Source organism: Bradyrhizobium sp. SZCCHNRI20481 (assembly GCF_032485055.1).
Taxonomy (GTDB): Bacteria; Pseudomonadota; Alphaproteobacteria; order Rhizobiales; family Xanthobacteraceae; genus Bradyrhizobium.
This window is the reverse complement of record NZ_JAUEUE010000002.1, coordinates 282,923-304,546: the sequence shown is the minus strand read 5'-3', so window position 1 is coordinate 304,546 and position 21,624 is coordinate 282,923. Positions and strand designations below refer to the sequence as shown.

At 65.2% G+C, this 21,624-nt stretch carries 13 protein-coding genes; 9 read left to right on the top strand and 4 right to left on the bottom strand.

What is annotated here, in order from left to right; all coding sequences use genetic code 11:
* Nucleotides 1-146: 146 nt before the first annotated feature.
* Genes QX132_RS03895 through QX132_RS03880 form a run of 4 tightly spaced genes read left to right on the top strand, consistent with a single transcriptional unit; the run spans nucleotide 147 to nucleotide 5,223 of the window.
* Nucleotides 147-1,763, top strand: coding sequence for an ABC transporter substrate-binding protein (locus QX132_RS03895; RefSeq protein ID WP_316160139.1), 1,617 nt, complete (start codon nucleotides 147-149; stop codon nucleotides 1,761-1,763).
* Nucleotides 1,764-1,787: 24 nt separating this feature from the next.
* On the top strand, nucleotides 1,788-2,765 hold the full coding sequence (locus tag QX132_RS03890) for an ABC transporter permease (protein WP_316160138.1): 978 nt from the start codon (nucleotides 1,788-1,790) through the stop codon (nucleotides 2,763-2,765).
* A gap of 2 nt (nucleotides 2,766-2,767) precedes the next feature.
* The gene (locus QX132_RS03885; RefSeq protein WP_315738080.1) at nucleotides 2,768-3,598 is read left to right on the top strand and encodes an ABC transporter permease; all 831 of its coding nucleotides are present in this window, start codon (nucleotides 2,768-2,770) and stop codon (nucleotides 3,596-3,598) included.
* Nucleotides 3,595-5,223 carry an ABC transporter ATP-binding protein gene (locus QX132_RS03880; protein ID WP_316160137.1) on the top strand — a complete coding sequence of 543 codons (1,629 nt, stop codon included), beginning with the start codon at nucleotides 3,595-3,597 and terminating at the stop codon, nucleotides 5,221-5,223. The genes QX132_RS03885 and QX132_RS03880 overlap by 4 nt, the downstream gene beginning before the upstream one ends.
* Here the strand turns inward: QX132_RS03880 and QX132_RS03875 are convergent.
* Nucleotides 5,220-6,530: an NAD(P)/FAD-dependent oxidoreductase gene (locus tag QX132_RS03875; RefSeq protein ID WP_316160136.1), complete on the bottom strand. Its 1,311-nt coding sequence runs from the start codon at nucleotides 6,528-6,530 to the stop codon at nucleotides 5,220-5,222. The genes QX132_RS03880 and QX132_RS03875 overlap by 4 nt on opposite strands.
* Nucleotides 6,531-6,680: 150 nt before the next feature.
* Between QX132_RS03875 and QX132_RS03870 the strand changes: the two genes are divergently transcribed.
* A complete protein-coding gene (locus QX132_RS03870; protein ID WP_315738083.1) occupies nucleotides 6,681-7,538 on the top strand; it encodes a VOC family protein in 858 nt (285 codons plus the stop codon).
* A gap of 40 nt (nucleotides 7,539-7,578) precedes the next feature.
* Here QX132_RS03870 and QX132_RS03865 read toward each other — a convergent pair whose 3' ends face one another.
* The 3 genes from QX132_RS03865 to QX132_RS03855 are packed head-to-tail and all read right to left on the bottom strand — an operon-like array spanning nucleotide 7,579 to nucleotide 10,723.
* Entirely contained in the window at nucleotides 7,579-8,613 is a 1,035-nt protein-coding gene (locus QX132_RS03865; protein WP_315738084.1) for a 2Fe-2S iron-sulfur cluster-binding protein, read from the bottom strand.
* Nucleotides 8,613-10,544, bottom strand: a complete 1,932-nt coding sequence (locus QX132_RS03860; RefSeq protein ID WP_316160135.1) for an ethylbenzene dehydrogenase-related protein — start codon at nucleotides 10,542-10,544, stop codon at nucleotides 8,613-8,615. The genes QX132_RS03865 and QX132_RS03860 overlap by 1 nt, the downstream gene beginning before the upstream one ends.
* The gene (locus QX132_RS03855) at nucleotides 10,541-10,723 is read right to left on the bottom strand and encodes a hypothetical protein (RefSeq protein ID WP_315738086.1); all 183 of its coding nucleotides are present in this window, start codon (nucleotides 10,721-10,723) and stop codon (nucleotides 10,541-10,543) included. Before QX132_RS03855 ends, QX132_RS03860 begins: the two co-directional genes overlap by 4 nt.
* A 777-nt stretch (nucleotides 10,724-11,500) precedes the next feature.
* On the opposite strand from QX132_RS03855, the gene QX132_RS03850 reads away from it, so the two are divergent.
* The 4 genes from QX132_RS03850 to QX132_RS03835 all read left to right on the top strand — a co-directional run bounded on the left by QX132_RS03850 (nucleotide 11,501) and on the right by QX132_RS03835 (nucleotide 21,341).
* Nucleotides 11,501-13,363: a type I secretion system permease/ATPase gene (locus tag QX132_RS03850; RefSeq protein ID WP_315738087.1), complete on the top strand. Its 1,863-nt coding sequence runs from the start codon at nucleotides 11,501-11,503 to the stop codon at nucleotides 13,361-13,363.
* Nucleotides 13,364-13,366: 3 nt separating this feature from the next.
* Complete coding sequence (locus QX132_RS03845) at nucleotides 13,367-15,322, top strand: HlyD family type I secretion periplasmic adaptor subunit (protein WP_315738088.1); 1,956 nt, start codon at nucleotides 13,367-13,369, stop codon at nucleotides 15,320-15,322.
* A gap of 67 nt (nucleotides 15,323-15,389) precedes the next feature.
* Nucleotides 15,390-17,522: an autotransporter strand-loop-strand O-heptosyltransferase gene (locus tag QX132_RS03840; RefSeq protein ID WP_316160134.1), complete on the top strand. Its 2,133-nt coding sequence runs from the start codon at nucleotides 15,390-15,392 to the stop codon at nucleotides 17,520-17,522.
* Nucleotides 17,523-18,074: 552 nt separating this feature from the next.
* Nucleotides 18,075-21,341, top strand: coding sequence for a hypothetical protein (locus tag QX132_RS03835; protein ID WP_316160133.1), 3,267 nt, complete (start codon nucleotides 18,075-18,077; stop codon nucleotides 21,339-21,341).
* The last annotated feature ends 283 nt before the right edge of the window (nucleotides 21,342-21,624 follow it).

The window sequence follows — 21,624 nt, the reverse complement described above, 5'->3', positions numbered from 1 at the left end:
CCACGGTGCCGCCGGCTGCATGGACCGGCCGAGAATGCCGCAGATCTGCATCGCAATTCGCAAATGACTTGGACCCGCGATCCGCGTAATCTTCGCCGCAATTGCACCATCGGCCAGCGTCCCCGCTTGGCCTTCGGGAGACCTTGATGAATTCGAGCCGTTTCGAGATCAGCCGCCGGGCCGCCCTCCTGACCTCCGCCGCCATCGCCGCGAACGTGGTCAATCCATTCCGGGCCTTCGCCCAGGAGACCCCGCGCAAAGGCGGCGTATTCAACGTGCATTACGGCGCCGAGCAGCGCCAGCTCAACCCGAGCCTCCAGGCATCGACCGGCGTCTACATCATCGGAGGCAAGATCCAGGAGAACCTCGTCGACCTCGATGCCAACGGCCAGCCGGTCGGCGTGCTTGCCGAGAGCTGGGAGGCGACGCCGGATGGCAAGACCGTCACTTTCAAGCTGCGCAAGGGCATCACCTGGCATGACGGCAAGCCGTTCACGTCGGAGGACGTCGCCTTCACCGCGATGAACATGTGGAAGAAGATCCTCAACTACGGATCGACCTTGCAGCTGTTCCTGACAGCGGTCGACACGCCGGATCCGCAGACCGCGATCTTCCGTTACGAGCGGCCGATGCCGCTCAACCTGCTCCTGCGCGCGCTACCCGATCTCGGCTACGTCTCGGCCAAGCACATCTATGAGAGCGGCGACATCCGGCAGAACCCCGCCAACCTCGCCCCCATCGGCACCGGTCCGTTCAAGTTCGTGAAGTACGAGCGCGGGCAATACATCATGGCCGAGCGCAACACCGACTATTGGCGGCCGAACGCGCCCTACCTCGATCGCATCGTGTGGAAAGTGATCACTGACCGCGCCGCCGCAGCCGCGCAGATGGAGGCCGGCGAGTTGCACTACAGCCCGTTCTCTGGCCTGACCATCTCCGACATGGCGCGGCTCGGCAAGGACAAGCGCTTCATCGTCTCGACGAAGGGCAACGAGGGCAACGCGCGCACCAACACGCTCGAGTTCAACGTCCGCCGCAAGGAGCTGGCGGATGTCAGGGTCCGCCGTGCCATCGCGCATGCGATCAACGTTCCTTTCTTCATCGAGAACTTCCTCGGCGATTTCGCCAAGCTGGGCACCGGCCCGATCCCGTCGACCTCGACCGACTTCTACCCCGGCGCCAATACGCCGCAATATCCCTACGACAAGGCCAAGGCGGCAGCGCTCCTGGACGAAGCCGGCTACAAGCCCGGCCCCGGTGGCAGCCGCTTCTCGCTGCGGCTGCTGCCCGCGCCATGGGGCGAGGACATCTCGCTGTGGTCGACCTTCCTCCAGCAATCGCTGGGCGAGGTCGGCATCGCGATCGAGATCGTGCGCAACGATGGCGGCGGTTTCCTGAAGCAGGTCTATGACGAGCACGCCTTCGACCTCGCGACCGGCTGGCACCAGTATCGCAACGATCCGGCCGTCTCGACCACGGTCTGGTACCGCTCCGGGCAGCCCAAGGGCGCGCCGTGGACCAACCAGTGGGGGTGGGACAACGCCAAGATCGACAAGATCATCGATGACGCGGCGACCGAGGTCGATCCGGCCAAGCGCAAGGCGCTCTATGCCGATTTCGTGCGCGAGGCCAATACCGAGCTGCCGGTGTGGATGCCGATCGAGCAGATCTTCGTCACCGTGATCACGGCCAAGGCGCGCAACCACTCGAACACGCCGCGCTGGGGATCGTCGAGCTGGCACGATCTGTGGCTTTCCGCCTGAGCCGGAATCCGTCAGGATAAGGCCATGCGCATCTTGAGCCTTGCGGGGCGGCGGCTCGCCGCCTCGATCCCCACCCTGTTCCTGATCCTGATCGGCGTCTTTCTTCTGCTGCAACTCGCGCCGGGCGACACGGTCGACGCGATGATGGCCCAGATGGGCGGCGGCGATGCTGCGACTGCCCGCGAGCTGCGCCGCTTCTATGGGCTGGATCTGTCGGTCCCGATGCAGCTGGCCAATTACCTGTGGCGGCTGGTGCGCCTCGATCTCGGATTCTCCGCGATCTACGGCAAGCCCGTCGCCACCGTGATCCTGGAGCGGCTGCCGCCGACCCTGCTGTTGATGACTTCGTCCCTGTCCTTTGCCTTTTTCTTCGGTCTTGTCTTCGGGGTGATCGCTGCGCGCGACGTCAACCGGTGGCCCGACACGCTGATCTCCACCGTGGGGTTGATCTTCTACGCGACCCCGTCGTTCTGGTTTGGTCTGATGGCCATCGTCGTGTTCTCGATCTACCTGCAGTGGCTGCCAGCCGGCGGCTTCGAGGATATCGGCGCGGTCACGAGCGGCCTCTGGCGCGTGCTCGACATCGCCCGCCACCTGATGTTGCCGTCCTTGACGCTCGGCCTGATCTTCCTGGCCATCTATCTACGCATCATGCGCGCATCCATGCTCGAGGTCCAGAACCTCGATTTCGTCCGCACCGCACGTGCCAAGGGCCTCGACGAGACCCGCATCATTACCCGCCACGTTCTGCGCAACGCGCTCCTGCCGATGGTCACGCTGATCGGACTGCAGGCGGGGACGATGCTCGGCGGCTCCGTCGTCGTCGAGACCGTGTTCTCGCTGCCTGGCCTCGGACGCCTTGCCTATGAATCGGTGGTCCAGCGCGATCTCAACACCCTGCTCGGCATCGTATTCGTCTCCGCGCTCCTGGTGATCGTGGTCAACTTCATCACCGATCTGCTCTATGCGCGGCTCGACCCGCGCATCACGGCGGAGAACTGAGCATGGACGCCGTGAAACGCTATTTCCGCAGTCCCTCCGCGGTGTTCGGCCTGATCCTGCTTCTCGTGGTGGTGGGCATGGCGATCAGCGCCGGCTATCTCTATCCGCGCGATCCGCTCGCGCTCGCCGGGCGTCCGCTGATCTGGCCGTTCGCCAATCCGCGCTTCCTGCTCGGCACCGACAATTCCGGCCGCGACATTGCCGCCCAGATCTTTCATGGCGCCCGCATCTCGCTCCTGATCGGCGGCGTCGCGACGCTGATTGCCGTGGCGATCGGCGTCATGGTCGGCGCGCTCGCGGGCTACTACGGCGGATGGGTCGACAACATCCTGATGCGCATCACCGAGGCCTTCCAGACGCTGCCGAACTTCGTGCTGCTGCTGGTACTGGTGGCGGTGTTCGGCTCGACCTTGACGACGGTCACGATCGCGGTTGGCATCGTGTCGTGGCCCGCGCCGGCGCGGCTGACCCGGGCGGAGTTCCTGTCGCTGCGCGGTCGCGAATTCGTCCAGGCCGGCCGCACGCTCGGCATGCGCGACACCCAGCTGATCCTGGGCGAGATCCTGCCCAACGCGCTGCCCCCGGTGATCGTCTATGCCGGCGTCGTGATGGCGGTCGCGATCCTCCTGGAAAGTGCACTCGCCTTCCTGCGGCTGTCCGACGCCAACGTCGCCTCCTGGGGCAACCTGATCGGTCTCGGGCGCGATGTGCTGCGCGTGCAGTGGTACGTGTCGGCGATCCCCGGCGTTGCCATCCTCATCACCGTGCTTGCGGTGTCGCTGGTCGGCCAGGGCCTCAACGATGCACTGAACCCGCGGCTGAAGCAGCGATGAGTCCAGCACAGCCCGTTCTGACCGTCGATCGCCTCAGCGTTCGTCTGCCGAAAGGCGCCGACCGCACGCATGCCATCTCCGAGGTCTCGCTTGCGATCGCCGAAAACGAGATCGTCTGCATCGTCGGCGAATCCGGCTCCGGCAAGTCGATGATGGCCAATGCCATCATGCGGTTGCTGCCCGACGGTGTAGGCACGGATGGCGGACGCATCCTGTTTACCGGGCGCGATCTCTGCACCGCCACGGCGGCCGAGATGCGCAGGATTCGCGGCGCCGAGATCGCGATGGTGTTCCAGGAGCCGATGACCGCGCTCAATCCGTTGCGCACGATCGGCGACCAGATCGGCGAGGTCTTCGACATCCATACCGATCTCTCCAAGGCCGAGATCAGGTCGCGCGTGCTGTCCCTGTTGTCCGACGTCCATATTCCCGATCCGCCGCGCGCGGCGAAGGCGTATCCGCACGAGTTGTCCGGCGGCCAACGCCAGCGCGCGATGATCGCCATGGCCTTGGCGCTCGATCCGAAGCTGCTGATCGCCGACGAGCCGACCACGGCGCTCGATGTCACGACGCAGGCCCAGATCCTCAAGCTGATCCGCGAGTTGCAGCAGCGGCGCAAGACCGCGGTGCTGTTCATCACCCACGACTTCGGTGTCGTCGCCGAGATCGCCGACCGCGTCGTCGTGATGCAGCATGGGATCGTCGTCGAACAGGGCGCGGCGGCGGATATCCTGCAACGGCCGCAGCATGACTACACCAGGCAGTTGATCGCCGCGGTGCCGCCCGTGGCGGCGCCCCCGGCACGCGAGCTGTCGGACCGGATGATCCTCACCATCTCCGGTGTCTCGAAAACTTATCGCACCGGCGGCTTCCTCGGCCGCGGCGAGCGCGTCACCCATGCGGTCAAGGACGTCTCGCTCGCACTGCCAAAAGGCGCAACGCTCGGCATTGTCGGCGAGTCGGGCTCCGGAAAATCCACCCTCGCCCGCTGCATCATTCGCCTGATCGATCCCGACGCGGGAACGATCATGCTCGAAGGTCAGGACTGGGCTCGCCTCTCGCGCAGCGAGATCAGAAGCCGGACCCAGCAGATGCAGATGGTGTTTCAGGACCCGTTCGCCTCGCTGAATCCCCGGCGCAAGGCGGTCGAGCTGGTGGCGCAGGGACCGATCGTGCACGGCACCGCGCGAGACCAGGCACTGACCGAGGCGCGCGAGTTGTTCAGCCTGGTGGGGCTCGACCCATCCGCCGCCGACCGCTTCCCGCATGAGTTCTCCGGAGGTCAGCGTCAGCGCATCGGGCTGGCGCGCGCGCTGGCACTGAGGCCCAAGGTGCTGGTCGCGGACGAACCGGTGTCGGCGCTCGACGTCTCCGTCCAGGCGCAAGTGTTGAAGCTGCTGACCAGCCTGCGCGAGCGGCTCGACCTGTCGATCATCTTCATCACGCATGACTTGCGCGTTGCAGCCCAGATCTGCGATCTGGTCGCGGTCATGAAGGACGGCGTCGTCGTCGAGCATGGACCCACGCACGACGTGTTCGGCAACCCGCAGCATCCGTATACGCAGGCTCTGCTCGAGGCCATTCCGGGCGGCGACTTCGCCCGGACCGAACATCCCACCTCTTAGCCGATCTCGCGCGCGTCGCGGTATCGGTACAAGAGCAGCATCAGCGGCGCAAACGGACGCAGCAGGGCGTGCGCCGGAATGGTGACCGGCTCCGTGAATGGCAGCGCCAGCTCGTTCGCCGACACGCCGCGCACCGCTTTCGCAAGCTCCGCACCGAGGGGGATCGTGAGCGCGACCGCCCGGCCGTTGCAGCCGGTCCAGCCATAGGCATCAGGACCGAGGCGATGAATCCGCGGCATGTAGTCCGTGGTCATGCCGACATAGCCGTTCCAGACGTAGTCGAACCTGACCTCGCCGATCTGCGGCCACAGGCGCTGCAGGCGTTCGGCGACCCGCGCCTTCAGCCGCTCGGCCTTATTGCCGGGGCCGATCACGGCGCCGCCGGTGACCAGTCGGTTGCGGGCGTCGTAACGCGCAAAATAGAGTTCGCCATGGGTATCGGACATCGCCTGCCGCGCCGGGATGACGGTCTTCCGCACATTGTCCGACAGCGGCTGCGTCGCCATCTGCCACGACAGCACCGGCATCACCTCGTGCGCGATATCCGGTGCGAGCGCCTTGGAGAACTCGCCGCTATAGGCATTGCTCGCCAGCACCAGCGCGCGCGCCGACAGCTCCCCTCGTGCGGTGCGCACGATCCAGCGATCCCCCCGCCGGGCGAAATCGATCACCGGCGAGCGCGCATAGATCCGGCCTCCCAGGTTCAGCACCGTCCGCGCCAAGCCACGCGCCAGCGCGAGCGGATTGATGTGGCCGCCGGTCTTGTTCCAGAAGCCGCCATGCCAGGCGTCCGAGCCGAGCATGTCTCGCGCCTGATCGCGCGACAGCAGCTCGACCGGCGCGCCGAACTTCGACCACTGCTTGAACCTGCGCTCGGCGATCTTGATGCGGCCGGGCGTATGCACCGGCTGGACCCAGCCGGCCTGCTCATGCTCGGCGTCGATGTTGTACCGTCTCACGGTATCGAACAGACTGGACGCGCTGTCGCGTAACATCGCCACGAAGCGCTCGCCCGCGGCGCCATGACGCGCGACGAGATCGTCAGGATCGGGACGTGACAGCGTCGGAATGACCTGACCGTTGTTCCGGCCGGATGCGCCCCAGCCCGGCTCCATCGCCTCGACGATCGCGACATCGACGCCGGCCTCGCGCAGATGCAGCGCCGTCGACAAGCCGGTGAAGCCGCCGCCGATGATCACGACATCGGCCTGCAAGCTGCCCTGTAGCACGGGCAGATCAGGGCCAGGCGGGGTCTGTGCGGCCCACAAGGACGGCGGCCATTGAACGTTTTCTGCGGTCATGCTCATGGAGGACAGCTCATCCTTGCTGATCGACCAACATCCCGGAGGTCGATCTTGCCTTGCGCCCGGCGCCCGGCTGCGCCGGTTGCGGTGCATGGGTCGATTGGGCATAGTTCGGCCGCCAATATGCCAAGTTCGCTGCAAGGAGACAAACGCGTGGCCCTCAAGAATGTCATCGGTATCGATCACGCGGTCGTCGTGGTGAAGGATCTCGACGCGGCGGCGGATACCTGGAAGCGGTTGGGTTTTACGCTGTCTCCGCGCGGCACGCACAGCGCCAAGATGGGATCCGGCAATTACACCATCATGCTCGATCCGGACTACATCGAGCTGCTCGGCATCCTCGCCGAGACCGACCATAACGTTCCGACCCGCAACTTCCTCGCCCAGCGCGGCGAAGGCATCGAGCGCATCGCCTTCACGGCGATTGATTCCGCGGCCGGCGCCGAGGAAATTCGCGCGAAGGGCTTCGAGCCGATTGGTCCCATCGACTTCGAGCGTCCGGTGCCCCTGCCCGACGGCAGCATCTCGGCCGCGAAATTCCGCGTGTTTCAATGGCCGGTCGCGGAGGCTCCGGGCGGCCTGCGCATCTTCGCCTGCCAGCACAAGACGCGCGAAACGGTGTGGATCCCGGAACTGATGCGCCATGCCAACGCCGCCAGGCAACTGAAGCAGGCGCTGATCGTGACGCCGGATCCGGCCAAGGACGCGGCTCACCTGTCGCGCCTGATCGATCGCGACGGGCGAGACGAAGCCGACGGCGCCGTGACCGTCACCTCGGGCGGTGACCGCGCCGATTTCGTGTTCCTGACCAGGGACCAGCTCGCAGCGCGCTATCCGGGCGTGTCGCTTGCCGGTCTGCCGGAGCGGGGCGGCGCCGGCCTCGTGCTGGCCTCACATGATCTGACCACGACCGAAAAGGCTCTGGGGGCTGCAGCCGTGCGCAGCGGTGCGAGCCTGGTCGTGCCGCCCGCATCGGCCACGGGCACTCTGCTCGCTTTCGTGGCCGGCTGAGCGCCGGACTGTGGCCGCGCACGTCGCGGCCGCCACGATCTCATTCCGCCGGCTGGAACATGGCCGGCCGGCCGCGCTGGCTGTCGAGCCACCCGACCAGCCGATTCATGAGTCCGCCGCTCGACTCGGAGGGCTGCGCCGATGATACGAACGGATCGCAGTGACACTTCGCTCCGGCCCCGCGCGCCATCTTCGCAACCGCCTCCGTCATGGCCGGCGCGCCACAGGTGTAGACGACGTCGTTCGGTGTGAGCTCCGGCATGTGTTCGGTCGGCCGGCCGCTGCGAATCGCCGGCGAGACGTTCTGCGGCTCCGACACGATCGGGATGATCTTCACGTTCGGGAAGCGCGCGAGCCGGCACAGCGCCTGATGCATGTAGAACGACTGCAAGGTGCGCGACACGACGATGAAGACGATCTCGCGCTTCGGATTTTCGGTGATGGCGGCGACCGCGATCGCCCACATCGGGGCAAAGCCCGTGCCGCTCGCGACCAGGATGATTCGACCGCGATGCTTCTGCCGGAAGAACGCAGTGCCCAGCGGCGCCGTCAGCTTGACGCGATGGCCGACCTGGATGTCGCGGCCAAGCGCCGACGACACCAAGCCATCCTTCAGGATGCGGATGTGCAGATACAGCAGATGGCTGTCAGGCGCGCCGACCATCGGATAGGTCGGGCTGTAGCAACGCGTCGGAAAACCGCGGTACTGGACCTTGGCGTATTGCCCGGGGAAGAATCGCAGCGGCTTCGGCATCTCGATGGTGACACCGACGACATCGGGCGCGAGCCGGACGAGATCACCCACCTCGCAATTCATCGTCACCGTATCCGGCACGGGCTCCGTGATGATCTTCAGGTCGGACACCACACGCGCCTGGCACGCATGCGCCATGTCGCCTTCCATGCCGCCGAACAGCTTGCCGTCGACGACCGTCACTTTGCAGGATCCGCAGATTCCGCTGCGGCAGTCATGGGGCAGATCCACGCCGCTGTTGATGGCGCCGTCGAGCAGGATATCGCCCACATTCGCGTAGAACGTTTCCCTGTTGTACTGGATTTTGCAAATCTTACCCATCACTGCACCTCAAGTCGCATAGGCCGGATCTGCCTCGTATGTCTGATCTGGGTATGGTCGAACGCTGCGACACGCATGAACACGCCATTCTTGATCGGAACGTCGTACTTGCTTTTCGTGTCCATTTTGCGGGCAATTTCGAGCGTCCAATGGCCCGCGGCCCAACGCGCTGCGCAACGGATGTCCGCGCGATCACCGGTGAACTCGCCGCTGACGAGAACACCGGGCACGACGGTCCCGATCGGCGTCTGCGCATCCGCCTCGGCCGAGTACGGCACGGATTCGGCCTCCGTCATGAACCAGCGTGCGCCTTCACTCTCGCCGATGTTCGGATCGAGATTGATCTCGCCCATCGCCGCGGTCATCGCGGCGACGTCCTTCGGAAGACGCTTCGGTCTCACACCCCGATTCCCTAGTCTTGCGGCCTCCCTGTCGATCACGAAATTGTCCGAATAGTTCGCGGTGCCCGGATCCGACGCGAACCCGCCCTTGTAGGGCGTGAGTCCCTTGACCTGATCCGGTGTCGGCTCCGCAGGCGGACCGAAATGATCATCGTCCATCCATCCGGTCGGGCCGCCGCTCGTCGCCTTCCACAGCCAGGCGTCGGCATAGAGATTCGGCGCCGGCGTGTAGTGGATGCCGCGACCGGACAGGGTCGGCGGCTTGTCTGGCATCGGCTGCGAGCTCATGTGAAACGTTCGGTCCGCGGCCAAGGTGATCGGCAGCGTCGTGAACAACAGCGAGAACTTGTCCTCGTTGAAGTCGTTCTCGTCGCCCTTGTCGAATCCGTTCTGCAGGAGATGCCAGCCATCCGCCTTCTTGATCAGCGGCAGCTGCTTCAACGACCGCGTCGGATCCTCCCAGATGACGAGGAAGTAGACCCACGTGCCGTCATGCGCTGCCTTGATCCACACTCGCGATTCGCCGGTACCGTCGAAATTGTCGCCCTGGTTGGTCGTGACCATGTGCGGCTGGATGTTGCGCCAGACGCGATCCGACGAATCGCCGTCGAGGGTCGGCGCATCGGATGTGGCAATCCGGTACACCGTGACGGTGTCCTCGGCGTAGTAGTCGGCGGCGAACATCGCGGAACCGATCACGATCGCTGCGGCGATCGCGACCATGAACGGGTTGGATTGGAAGCTCGGATTGCGGCGGCGGGAATTGCCCTTGGCAGGTGTCGGCGGCGGACGCATGCGGCCTGGCGGCACACGCGGCTCGGAGCGCGCCCGCATCGGCTCCTCCATGCGCCGCGGCGCCGGCATCGGCTCACGCGCTGCAGGCCGCGCAGCGGGCGCCGGCCTCTTCGGAGGCGCCTCCGCTTCCTCCAGCTTTTCCGACTGCTCGACCAGCATCGTGAGGAGCTCGACGGGATCGAGCTTCGGCGGCGGGGGCGGCAACGGCGCCGGCCGGAACACGCGATAGAGCTGCATCTTTCCGCCGATGCTGAAGTGAACCAGGACGTGCAGCACCACGAAGGCCGGGATCACCCAGGTCGCGTACCAGTGGATCATCATGGTAACGTAGCCGGAGGCCACGCCGAAGAAGAGCATGCCTCCGGTGACAATCAGGATCGCCATGGAGATGAAAAGCACCCAATGCAGCATCACACTGATCGATCCCAGCCGCGCCGGCCGGCGGCCGAGCAAGCCCTTGAAGCGCATCTTGTCGATGGTGACGCGGCGACCGAGCCCTGACTTCGAGATATAGATCATGTAGGCGAGGGCCACGCTCGCGAGCACGACCCCAGCCGGCATGTGCCAGGTCCAGGTCCGGTGCCGGGGCAGCAGCCAGTCGAGATTGTTGGCGATCCACGCGTGTCCAGGCGCTTCGGTCGCCATGCGAAGCCCTGTCATGAAGGCGATCACAGTGGCCCCAACCAGGGTCCAGTGCAGGATGATCGTTCCATAGTCGGTCTTGCGGATCTTCATGCGTGCGCCTCCAGAGCTGCGCGCACGCGATCGGCGCGATTCACCGCCGACCCGGCGACCGTATTTCGTCTCAGCGGATCGATCCGGCGCGGGATGATTAGGTATTCAACCCTGCAGGCCGCCCCTCGACCCGAATCCATTCCCGCATCACGCGTCTCGATGGTGATGTCGTCCAGCAACTTTGTCGTCCCCCGGATACGCTTTACTAAGTGAGCAACTTCGTCCGACTTCGGCGTCACAGCGCCGTTCTGCACCCAATCGTTGCCCCGCTACGCTTGAACGTGATCGGTTGGATCACGCCTATGGTCGATCAGCTGCCGCGGCCCGAGCCGGTGACGAGTTGCTCGGATCACCCGCGGACTGATCTGCTTCGTCCTCCCTCGAGTTGATGTTGATCTCGTGCGCCCGATGCTGGACGGGTCACTGGTTCCACAGCGGCCGCACGTTCGATGATAGAACACATCGTCGGCCACCATGGCCGGCTGAGCTGATTGCACGTCTTGGATTGGTGCGCGGAGCCGCACGCCCTCGTGTTGCCGCCGCCATCATGATCGTTCTCAGCACCATCATCGAATACCGCATGATCGAGATGACAACGCCTGTGCGTTGCACCGCAGGAAGATTTATTCGCCTTCGTGGCGTCATTCGGCCCGGACCGCGACCAATGAGTACGGAACCAAGGTGATAGACGGACGAATGTGTGACGCGCGTCGCATGCCGATGGCTGTTATCACGCTGCAACTATCGACGATCGCGAACAGATTTCGCGCAGACCCGATCGCGCTGAGCGACGCCACAACTTTTCAGAGCCGGCCCGGCGCATTGCGCCTCGTGCCGGTCGTTTGCCCACGACGCTGCGACGGAATTGCCCACTTGTCCAATTGTTGCCGGAAAATCGTCGGTATCGACTGTCAATAGCGCGGAGTGAAGCACTGTGTTTTGGGAGACGCGCCTGGATGAGTCTGGCTCAAGACCGCCCGAGAACGAAAGCCGCGGCTGCCCTCAACGACCTTCTCTCGGGAAGCGACGATCCGGTGACGCGCGGGTTGCGCCAGGCTGTCAAACGCATGGCCGGCATCGGCGTGTTCAGCGGCGTCATCAACATCCTGATGCTCTCGGGCTCGGTTTATATGATGCAGGTCAATGATCGCGTCGTTCCGAGCAAAAATCTCGCCACGCTCGTCGGCCTGTCGGTGATGATTCTGGTCGTCTATCTGATTCAAGGCTATTTCGACGCATTGCGCACCCGCATGCTGTGCCGGGTGGCGACCGTGTTCGACGCGAGCTTGCAGGACGCGATTCATCACGCTCTGGCCACCCTGCCCCTGCGCGGCACCAAGCCGATGCTGATGCAGCAGCCACTGCGCGATCTCGACCAGCTCCGCGCCTTCATGTCGAGCATGGGACCGACCGCCTTTCTCGACATGCCATGGATACCGATCTTCCTGATCGGCATGTTTCTGTTTCATCCGCTGATCGGCATCACGGCCGTCATCGGCACGGTCGGAATCATCTCGATGACGCTGGTGACCGACCGGTTGTCGCGTCAGGCGAGCAAATCCGCCAGCGATACGAGCGCCGCGCGGCAGGTTCTCGCCGATGCCACCCAGCGCAATGCCGAGGTGATTCGCGCGCTCGGAATGCTGGATCGCTTCTCGGCACGCTGGAACGCCGTCAACGAGCGCTATCTGAAGGACAACATTCGCGCGAGCGATGTCTACGCCAATCTCGGGGCCGCCGCGAAAGTGCTGCGCTTCATCCTGCAGTCGGGCATGCTCGGCATCGGCGCGGCGCTCGTCGTCTCCGAGCAGGCCTCCGGCGGCGTGATGATGGCCTCGTCGATCCTGATGGGCCGCGCGCTCGCCCCGATCGAGATCGCACTTGGCAGCTGGAAACAGCTGGTCGCCGCGCGACAGGGCATCGCGCGTCTGCGCGATATCTGCAAGGCTACCGCCAGGCCGGAAGCTCCGCCGGTCGCGTTGCCCCGCCCGTTCCGCGAGCTGACCGTACAGGAGCTGACTGTCACCGCGCCGGGCACCGATCGGCCGATTGTTCAAAACGTGTCGTTCTCGATCAAGGCAGGCACGGGTCTGGCACTGCTCGGCGCGAGTGCCTCCGGCAAGACCTCGCTCTCGAAGGCGCTGGTCGGCATCTGGCCTGCACAGCATGGATCCGTCCGCCTCGACGGCGCAGCGCTCGACCAATGGAGCAACGAGGATCTCGGCCGCCACATCGGCTACCTGCCGCAGGACGTTGCCCTGTTCGATGGCAGCATCGCCGACAACATCTGCCGCTTCGACGAGAATGCGAGCTCGGATGCGATTCTGAAGGCGGCGCAGATCGCCGGCGTGCACGACATCATCCTGCGGCTGCCGGAAGGCTATTCGACGCGAATCGGCCAAGGCGGCATGTCGCTGTCGGCCGGTCAGCGGCAGCGCGTGGGTCTGGCCCGCGCGGTGTATGGCGATCCGTTTCTCATCGTCCTCGACGAGCCAAATGCCAATCTGGACACCGACGGCGAGAACGCGCTCAGCCGCGCCATTCAGATCATGCGGCAACAGAATCAGAGCATCGTGATCGTGATCTCACACCGTCCCAGCGCGCTGAATGCGCTCAACGTGGCGCTGGTGCTGTACGAGGGCAAGGCGATCGCATTCGGGCCCTGCCAGGAGATCTTTGCCCGCGTCGCCGGGGCCAACAAGGCCGCGGGACCTGCCGTCGCGCATGCTCCTGCTCCGCCCAGGGTTGCAGCTCCGGCAGCGGCGCCAAATCCGAACGCCCGCTCGCTTCGTCGCGCCGCCCCAGCAGAAAGCGCTTGATCAATGAAACACATCAACGACTTCAGGCCCTTCGACGACGACGACTATGTGCGACCGAAGACCCGCGCCGTCGGTCCGCAGGGCGATGCATTGATTCTCGAACTGCAGCGGCTGCAGGGCGCATTCGACGACGGCTCGGACGAGGACCCGCGGCAGCGCCGCGGCGCACGTGACGGCGGCAAGAAGCGCCGGCGTCCGCCGCCGTCGCAAGTCAGGCCAAAGCCGCGCTCGAAGAAGAAGGGCAGCACCATGGGCCGCGCCCTCGGTGCGTCGCTGTCGCTGTTCGGTCTCGGCGCCCAGGCGCCCCGGGCACGCCGGGGTGAAGGCATCCGCGAGATGGACTGGCAGCAGCCCGCACCGATGCGTGGCTACGAGCCGGAGCTGTCGCCACCCCAGCGCAATCCGCCTGCACGCATGGCGGGCGGCAATTCGGCACCCCTGCTCGACCTGCAGGATGCGCGACGCGACGGCAATTTCGGCGTCGGTGCGCCGCGGCCGATGGGACAGCAGAACCTCCCTGCCCGCCTGGCGCATGCGCCTGTCGTTCCGCAAACCCGAGTCGGCCGCCTGGTCGGCACCGCCGGCACGGCCTTGACCACTGGCATGACCTTCATTGCGACGCAAGGAACGGCGGCCGATCTCGACGACGGCTCGGACGAATCGCTGGTGCCGCGCGTCAGCCGCATGTTCGAGAACGAGCTGCGTCTCGGCATGCGGGTGCTGCTTGTCGCCGGCGTTCTCGGCGGCGGTTGGCTGACCCTCGTGCCGCTCGCCGGCGCGATCGTGGTCCCCGGCAATCTCGTGGTGCAATCCAACGTGAAGGCGATTCAGCATCCGACCGGCGGCATTGTCGCGGAAATCAAGGTCGACAACGGCAAGCGCGTCGCAGCGGGCGATCTGCTCGTGCGGCTCGACGCCACGCAGAGCCAGGCCCAGCTCCAGGCGATCACCAAGCAATTGAACGAACAGCGCGCCAAGATTGCGCGGCTCTCGGCCGAGCGTGACGGTCTCGATCAGCCGGACTATCCGTCCACGCTGACCTCACGTCAGGACGATCCAAATGTCCGCACCGTCATCGCGTCGGAGAACGCGCTGTTCAAGGCCCGTGCCACGACCCGCAAGAGCCAGAAGGAGCTGCTGCAAGGCCGCATCGTCCAACTGAACAACGAGATCAGCGGTATGGAGTCTCAGCTCGAATCCAAGAACAAGCAGATCGAGTTGATCAAGGGCGAGTTGGCCGGCGTGCAGGAGCTCTATGACAAACGGCTCGTTCCGCTAACGCGACTGACGACGCTGCAGCGGGAAGCCGCTCGAATCGACGGCGAACGCGGCCAGTTGGTCTCCAGCGTGGCCGAGACGAGGTCCAAGATCAGCGAAGCCGAGCTCCAGACCGTCAAGATCGATCAGGATTTCCGCAGCGAGGTGGTCAAGGACCTCAGCGAGTCCCAGGCCAAGGAAGGCGATCTGGTCGAGAAGGGCGTCGCCGCGCGCGACCAACTCGATCGCATCGAGATGCGCGCGCCGAACTCCGGCACCATCCACCAGCTCGCGATCCACACCATCGGCGGCGTCATCAAGCCGGGTGAGACCGTCATGGAGCTGGTCCCCGATTCGGACGAACTGCAGGTCGAAGGGCACGTCCAGCCCAAGGACATCGATCACGTTCACACCGGGCAGGATGCGATGGTCCACTTCAACGCCTTCAACCAGCGCACCACGCCGAAATTGAGCGGCCAAGTCTCGTTCGTGTCGCCTGATATCACCAATGACCCGCGAACCGGCTCCACCTTCTACACGGTCAGGATCACGCTGTCCGACGAGGAGCGCAAGCGGCTTGGCAACGTCAACCTGATGCCCGGCATGCAGGCCGAAGTCTATGTTCAAACCGGCAGCCGGACGATGCTCAGCTATCTGATGAAGCCGGTTCTCGATCAGTGGCGCCGCGCCTTCGTGGAGTAACAAGGCCGAACAGCCGCGGTCGGCGTCATCGCTCACGAATGAACGCAGACCGCGTCAGCACCTCAACATGAACGTTGCAAATTTTCCCCGCACCTCGGACCTGGCGATGGTGCCGACACGTGCGTTACCCGCCGACGCCCAGCCCGGCGCCCGCACCGAGGCGTCTGATCACGCACGCAAGCCGCGACTGCCGCCGCCAGCGGCCGTGCCGACCCAGGAGGGTCCCCAGGGGCTGCGCTTCGATTTCAACGACGGCTGCCGTGTGATGCTCCCCGACACCGGACACCCCTGGCGCGTCCGGCTGAGCGATCTCGAGACCACCAACGTCCTGTTCGACATCGACCTGCGTTCAGGGCACGTCAACAGCAGCAAGCGCTATTTCGTCCCGTTCAGGCTCGAAGTCTGGTCAGGGCCCGAGCTGCTGTTGTGCCACGACTATGATGCCACCGACCGAGACGTCCTGATCCAGTTCCCGGTCGGCACGATCGGCGACATCATCGGCTGGATGGGCTATGCGGTGAGGTTCAAGGACCTGCATCGGTGCCGCCTGAGCTGTGCTATGGGCGAGCCGCTGATCCCGCTGTTCCGCGCCGCCTACCCTGACATCACGTTCCTCAGCCACGAGATGGTCCAGGCGGAGCGATACTACGCCACCTACTCGGTCGCGCTGTTCTTCGACGATGCCGAGCTGGTCCATCAGCCCTGTGATTTCCGGCAGGTCGGCCTGCATCGGACGGCCGCTCATATCCTCGGCGTCGATCCGGCCGAGCAGCCGCCGCGCGTCGCACTGAGCGAAGACAGCCGTCCCATCGAGGAGCCCTATGTCTGCATCGCGGTGCAGGCGACGACCGCGTGCAAGCACTGGAACAATCCTGAGGGCTGGCAGAGCCTCGTCGATTTCCTGCGCGCGACCGGCTATCGCGTGATCTGCATCGATCAGACCGCGGCGCGCAGCCACGGCGCTTTCCGAACGCAAATTCCCGCCGCAGCCGAGGATCAGACCGGTGACCGGCCGTTGCCCGAGCGCGCCCGCTGGCTCAAGCACGCCGCATTCTTCATCGGCCTTTCCTCGGGGCTGTCATGGCTGGCCTGGGCTGTCGGCACTCCGGTCGTGCTGATCAGCGGCTTCACTCATCCGACCAACGAGTTTGCGACCCCCTATCGGGTCATCAACCGTCACGCCTGCAACAGTTGCTGGAATGATGTCCGTCATCGCTTCGACCATGAGGACTTTCTGTGGTGCCCGCGATGGCAGGGCACGCCTCGACAGTTCGAATGCACGCGCCTGATCACGGCCGCGCAGGTCGAGGGCATGTTGCTTCGAATTCCCGGCTTCGGACAGGGATTGCCTCCGAAACCGCGCACCTCTCAGCAGCAGGCGCCGCCTGCGCCCTTTGATCGGCAGCGAACCTCCAGGGCAGAGTCTGTGCAGGACTCCGTAGAGAGCGACGAGCCGGTCGCGCTCGCCGCATTGCTGGCGCAGCCGCGCGGCGACGTTCCCCACGGGGGCCTTGCGGTCGGCGTCACGGTCGCCGCCGGCAGACTGCTGGATCAGGCTGCCGCCGGGATCGCGGAAGGCGATCGCGCGGCCACCGCCAGCGATCTGATGGAGGCCTTGCAGAACTACAAGCAGAGCATCGCCATCGTCAGACACCTGACCGGAGCCAATCCGGACGACGCCGGGTTTCAACGCAACCTCTCGGTCGCCTTGAACCGCATCGGCGCCGTGCTGTTCGTTCAGCGAAGCCTCGAGGCCGCGCATGCCGCCTATTCCGCCAGCCTCGCCATCGTTCAGAAGCTGACCGCGGCACACCGCGGCAATCTCAGCTTCCAGCGCGATCTCGCCTGGTGTCACGCTCTGCTGGCGGACGTGCTCGCCGCCCAGGGCCGGCATGCCGAAGCCTTCGATCAGCGTCGCGCCAACACCGCGCTGATTACCCACCTCGCCAACAGCGCCTCCAACGATCCGTTGCTGCAGCAGACGCTTGCAAACTCCTACCAGAATCTGGGCGATGCCTTCGTTCCGCTCGGCAACATCGACGGCGCCCTCGCCGTCTACCGGATCAGCCTCGGCCTCACCAAGCAAGGGCTGGACGCGAACGAGCAGAATGATCCGGCCTGGAATCAGCTCTACACGACGCTGCTGCAGAAGATCAGGACTGCGCTCCTGGCGCAGCGCCAGGCTGCGCCGCCGTCCTGAACAGCGTTCGGCGCGGTTGGCCGGCCGCCACGCCTTCACCTTAAAGCTCACCCGGACGGATGATCCATCGTGGCATTTTTCCAGCGATGGCCCTGCGGCAAGGCCGCGCGCAAGTGTCGCCGGGCAGCCTTGACAACGTCTGACAGACCCTACGGCTGACTTCTGGAGACCGGCCACTCACCGGCGAGATACAGGCAGCATCTTGACGACAACATGCAACTCGCGCCTGATCGCGCCCCCTCGCATTTGCCGCTTGCCACCAAGAATCAATCACTTGGCACGCGATCGCGGCGCATCCGTCACAGATCCGCGATGTCTCGAGAACAACATAATTGCGGACTCCCCCACGCCTTTTTTGGCCCGATTGCTCCGAGCATATAGCGAGGTGCGACAAAGTAACGCGCGTCAGAAAAGCGCGCGGCACAGAAGCGCACGGGCGTGAGGCGCGGCGCGCAGCACGTCCGACGCAGGGCCGATGCGCTTCCGCATCGTCTGGCCAGTTTCGGTACGGGGCCCTGCCGGGCGTCGGATGAACTTGGGGAGAGATGATCTATGGCGAACAACACCTTCAACCCGACGGCGCTGGCCAACGGAACGTCGAACCTGCTGGTGCGCGCCTCAGCGCTCAACATGTCGACCGACCTCGTCCAGGCCGGCGTGGTGTTCAACGATGCAGTGCGCGCCTCGCTCGGCCTGTTCTCACAGGCCGGCAGCGGCAACTCGAACCCGTTCCTCGGCAGCTACACGACCGACCTCCACGCCGTACAGAACGACATCGCCGCGATGCTCGCCAATCCCGGCCAGGTGACGCTGGGCGGCCAGGCCTTCACGCTGAACGCGACCGACACCGCCGTTCTTACCAACGTGCAGGCGCAGATCTCGACGCTGCTCACGGCCGCACCGCAGACCACGAATGCTGCGACGATCACAGCCGCGGATCAGACGCTGCACGCGGTCCAGCAGGAGATCCTGCAGGAGATCAACGGCGACGCGCATCTGTCCGGCGCGCTCAACAAGGTCAACTTCCTCGCCAACACCGGCGGCCAGGACGTCGGCTTCCAGAATACGCCGGCCGGTGCCGATGATGCGGCGACCTTGGCCGCTGCGACCGCAGGCAACACGCTGAAGGACGTCGGCCTCGTCTTCAACAAGGTCGTCGACCTCGCCTCCGGCGGCATCCACACCGGCAACCTTCAGGAGGTTACCACCGACCTCACCGCGATCTCGCAAGGTCTCACCAACATTCTCAACAACAAGACCCAGCTCGCGCAAATCGAGAAAGGCGAGACGGCGAATGCAGCCGCGCTGACGACCATCCATCTGCAGACGGTGCTCGGACAGGTCAACCTCGAGCTCAACCAGTATGCCAAGGCGGAGACGACCGGCAATCAGGCCGCGTTGCGCGGCACCGCGGACAATCTGCTCGACAGTATCGACATCATCCAGAACGACGCCAATCTGAACATGGCGGCCGGCGGCAACGGAATGCCCGGCCATGCCGGCGGCTTCGCGGAGGATCCCGGCGGATTGACCGGCACGGTCACCAAGTTCCAGGACAACCAGGCGCAGACCAATTTCTGGGCCGCATTCCTGGCCGAAGCCAACACCATCAACGCAACCCTGCAGAAGATTTCGACCGGTGGCGCGCAAGCCAGCGCGGCATTGATCACGCAGATCCAGAACTACCAGCAGTTCGGCGCCAATTTCGACGCCGCCCAAGGCAACGTCTTCCGTGGCCGCTTCGACAACGAGCTGCTCAGCGGCACGCTGGAAGCCGACTCGGCGGCCGCCGTGAAAGGCTTGCAGGGCATTCTGAACGGCGACACCGGCGCGGCGCTGGCGGCCGACAAGGCGGCGCTCGCTGCTGCCGGCCAGGGCTTCGCGGCCGACGCCATGGACGTCTCCGGCAACAACATCGCCATCGGCGGCGCGACCTATGTCGGCTCGGCGACCACGGTCTCGACGGCCACGTCGGTGCACGGCCTGGCCCAAGGCACGATCCCGGTGACGGCAACCCCGAACATTGCCAACGGCACCGGCGGCTCATCGTCGACGCCGCCGGCTGGCGGCGCCACGCCGGTGAATTTCAGCCCGACCGCGCTTGCCAACGGCACGTCGAACCTCTTGACCCGTGCCACGGCGATCCAGCATTCGACCGACCTGGTGCAGGCTGGCGTCGTCTTCAACGACGCGGTGCGCGCCTCGCTCGGTCTCTTCAGTCTCGCCAACAGCGGCAACTCGCCGGCCTTCCTCAGCAGCTACCAGGCCGACATCACGGCGGTGCAGGCCGATATTGCGGCGATGCTGGCCAACCCTGGTCAGGTCACGCTCGGCGGCAAGACCTTCGCCCTGAACGCGACCGACACGGCGGTGCTGACCAATGTCGAGGGGCAACTGGGCACACTGCTGCAGGCGGCGGGACAGTTCGCCAACGCCAGCACATCGGCAGCGGCAAGCCAGACGATCCATGCGCTGCAGCAGGAAATCCTCGGCGAAATCCACAACGACGCGCATCTGGCGAACGCGTTGAACAACGTCCCCTTCCTCGCCAATACTGGCGGCCAGGACGTTGCCTTCCAGACCTCGCCCGCCGGCGCGGACGATCCGGCGAGTCTTGCCGCCGCTACCGCCGGCAACAGCCTGAAGGACGTTGGTCTGGTCTTCAACAAGGCCGTCGAGGTCGCCTCGGGCGGCATCAACACCGGTAACCTTGCCGAGGTGACCGCGGACTTCACCGCCGTCCAGCACGGACTGACGGCCATCCTCAACAACAAGACCCAGCTCGCGCAGATCGAGGCTGGCGAGACTGCCAACGCCGCGGCGCTGACGACGATCCATCTGCAGACAGCGCTCGGCCAGATCAACCTGCAGCTGGGCAAGTATGATCAGGCTGCGACCACCGGCAATCAGGCCGCTCTCCGCGGCACTGCCGACAACCTGCTCGACATCATCGACATCATCCAGGGCGACACCAACCTCAACATGGCGGCAGGTGGCAACGGCAACGCCGGCCATGCGGGCGGCTTTGCCGAGGATCCGGGCGGGCTCAAAGGGACGGTCACCAAGTTCCAGGACAACCAGGCACAGACGAATTTCTGGGCCGCATTCCTGGCCGAGGCCAACACCATCAACGCGACGCTGCAGAAAATCTCGACCGGCGGCGCGCAGGCGAGTGCGGCCCTGATCACGCAGATCCAGAACTACCAGCAGTTCGGCGCCAATTTCGACGCCGCCCAGGGCGCCGTGTTCCAGGGACGGTTCGACAACGAACTGCTCAGCGGCACGCTCGAAGCTGACACGGCCGGTGCCGTGAAGGGCCTGCAGGGCATCCTCAACGGCGACACCGGCGCAGCACTCGCGGCCGACAAGGCGATGATCGCCGCTGCCGGCCAGGGCTTTGCGGCGGACGCCATGGACGTCTCCGGCAACAACATTCCCGTCAATGGCGGCACCTATGTCGGGACGGCCACGACGGTCTCGGCGGCGACCTCAATCAAGGGCACCGCGCACGGCACCATTCCGGTTACCGCGACACCGAACCTGGCCAACGGCACCGGCGGCACTGCTGCGGCAGGAACCACCGCCGCCGGCGGCGCTGCAGCCGGTGGCACCGCGGCGAACGGAGGCACGTCGACCGGCGGAACAACGACGGCCGGCGGCACGTCGGCGGGCACCACGGCCAACAACGGCAGCAACGCCACGCATCACAGCGATCATCACCATCATCACGATCACAGCCAGGGCGCGCATACGAGCCAGGCCGCGGCTGCCGGGCCCGACATGTCGCATCTCCACGCCATGCATCACATGTGGGGTTGACGAGGCAGCCGCAGCAGCTGCTGCGGCTCGAATACGGATACCTGGGAGCAAGCAGATGAGGTCCACTCGCGCAGTGCTCCCGGGGGAAATGAGAAGGACAATGAGCCGGGCGAGACGACACGCGTTGAAGAAGGAGGCCTCGGAAGATCAACAAAGATGCACGTTCCGTTCCGCATCGCGGAGGCTCGTCACGCTGGAACTTTTCTAAGGAGAGATCGGTGACCGGTCGCGAGATCGGGGCAACTTCTTGTCTGGACCGTGCGTCGAAGCGCCGCTGAGCGAC

Coding starts and splice junctions, on each gene's coding strand:
- QX132_RS03880 (WP_316160137.1), top strand. CDS start 3,595: ATGAGTCCAGCACAGCCCGTTCTGACCGTCGATCGCCTCAGCGTTCGT.
- QX132_RS03845 (WP_315738088.1), top strand. CDS start 13,367: ATGAAACACATCAACGACTTCAGGCCCTTCGACGACGACGACTATGTG.
- QX132_RS03890 (WP_316160138.1), top strand. CDS start 1,788: ATGCGCATCTTGAGCCTTGCGGGGCGGCGGCTCGCCGCCTCGATCCCC.
- QX132_RS03895 (WP_316160139.1), top strand. CDS start 147: ATGAATTCGAGCCGTTTCGAGATCAGCCGCCGGGCCGCCCTCCTGACC.
- QX132_RS03865 (WP_315738084.1), bottom strand. CDS start 8,613: ATGGGTAAGATTTGCAAAATCCAGTACAACAGGGAAACGTTCTACGCG.
- QX132_RS03835 (WP_316160133.1), top strand. CDS start 18,075: ATGGCGAACAACACCTTCAACCCGACGGCGCTGGCCAACGGAACGTCG.
- QX132_RS03840 (WP_316160134.1), top strand. CDS start 15,390: ATGAACGTTGCAAATTTTCCCCGCACCTCGGACCTGGCGATGGTGCCG.
- QX132_RS03885 (WP_315738080.1), top strand. CDS start 2,768: ATGGACGCCGTGAAACGCTATTTCCGCAGTCCCTCCGCGGTGTTCGGC.
- QX132_RS03875 (WP_316160136.1), bottom strand. CDS start 6,530: ATGAGCATGACCGCAGAAAACGTTCAATGGCCGCCGTCCTTGTGGGCC.
- QX132_RS03860 (WP_316160135.1), bottom strand. CDS start 10,544: ATGAAGATCCGCAAGACCGACTATGGAACGATCATCCTGCACTGGACC.
- QX132_RS03850 (WP_315738087.1), top strand. CDS start 11,501: ATGAGTCTGGCTCAAGACCGCCCGAGAACGAAAGCCGCGGCTGCCCTC.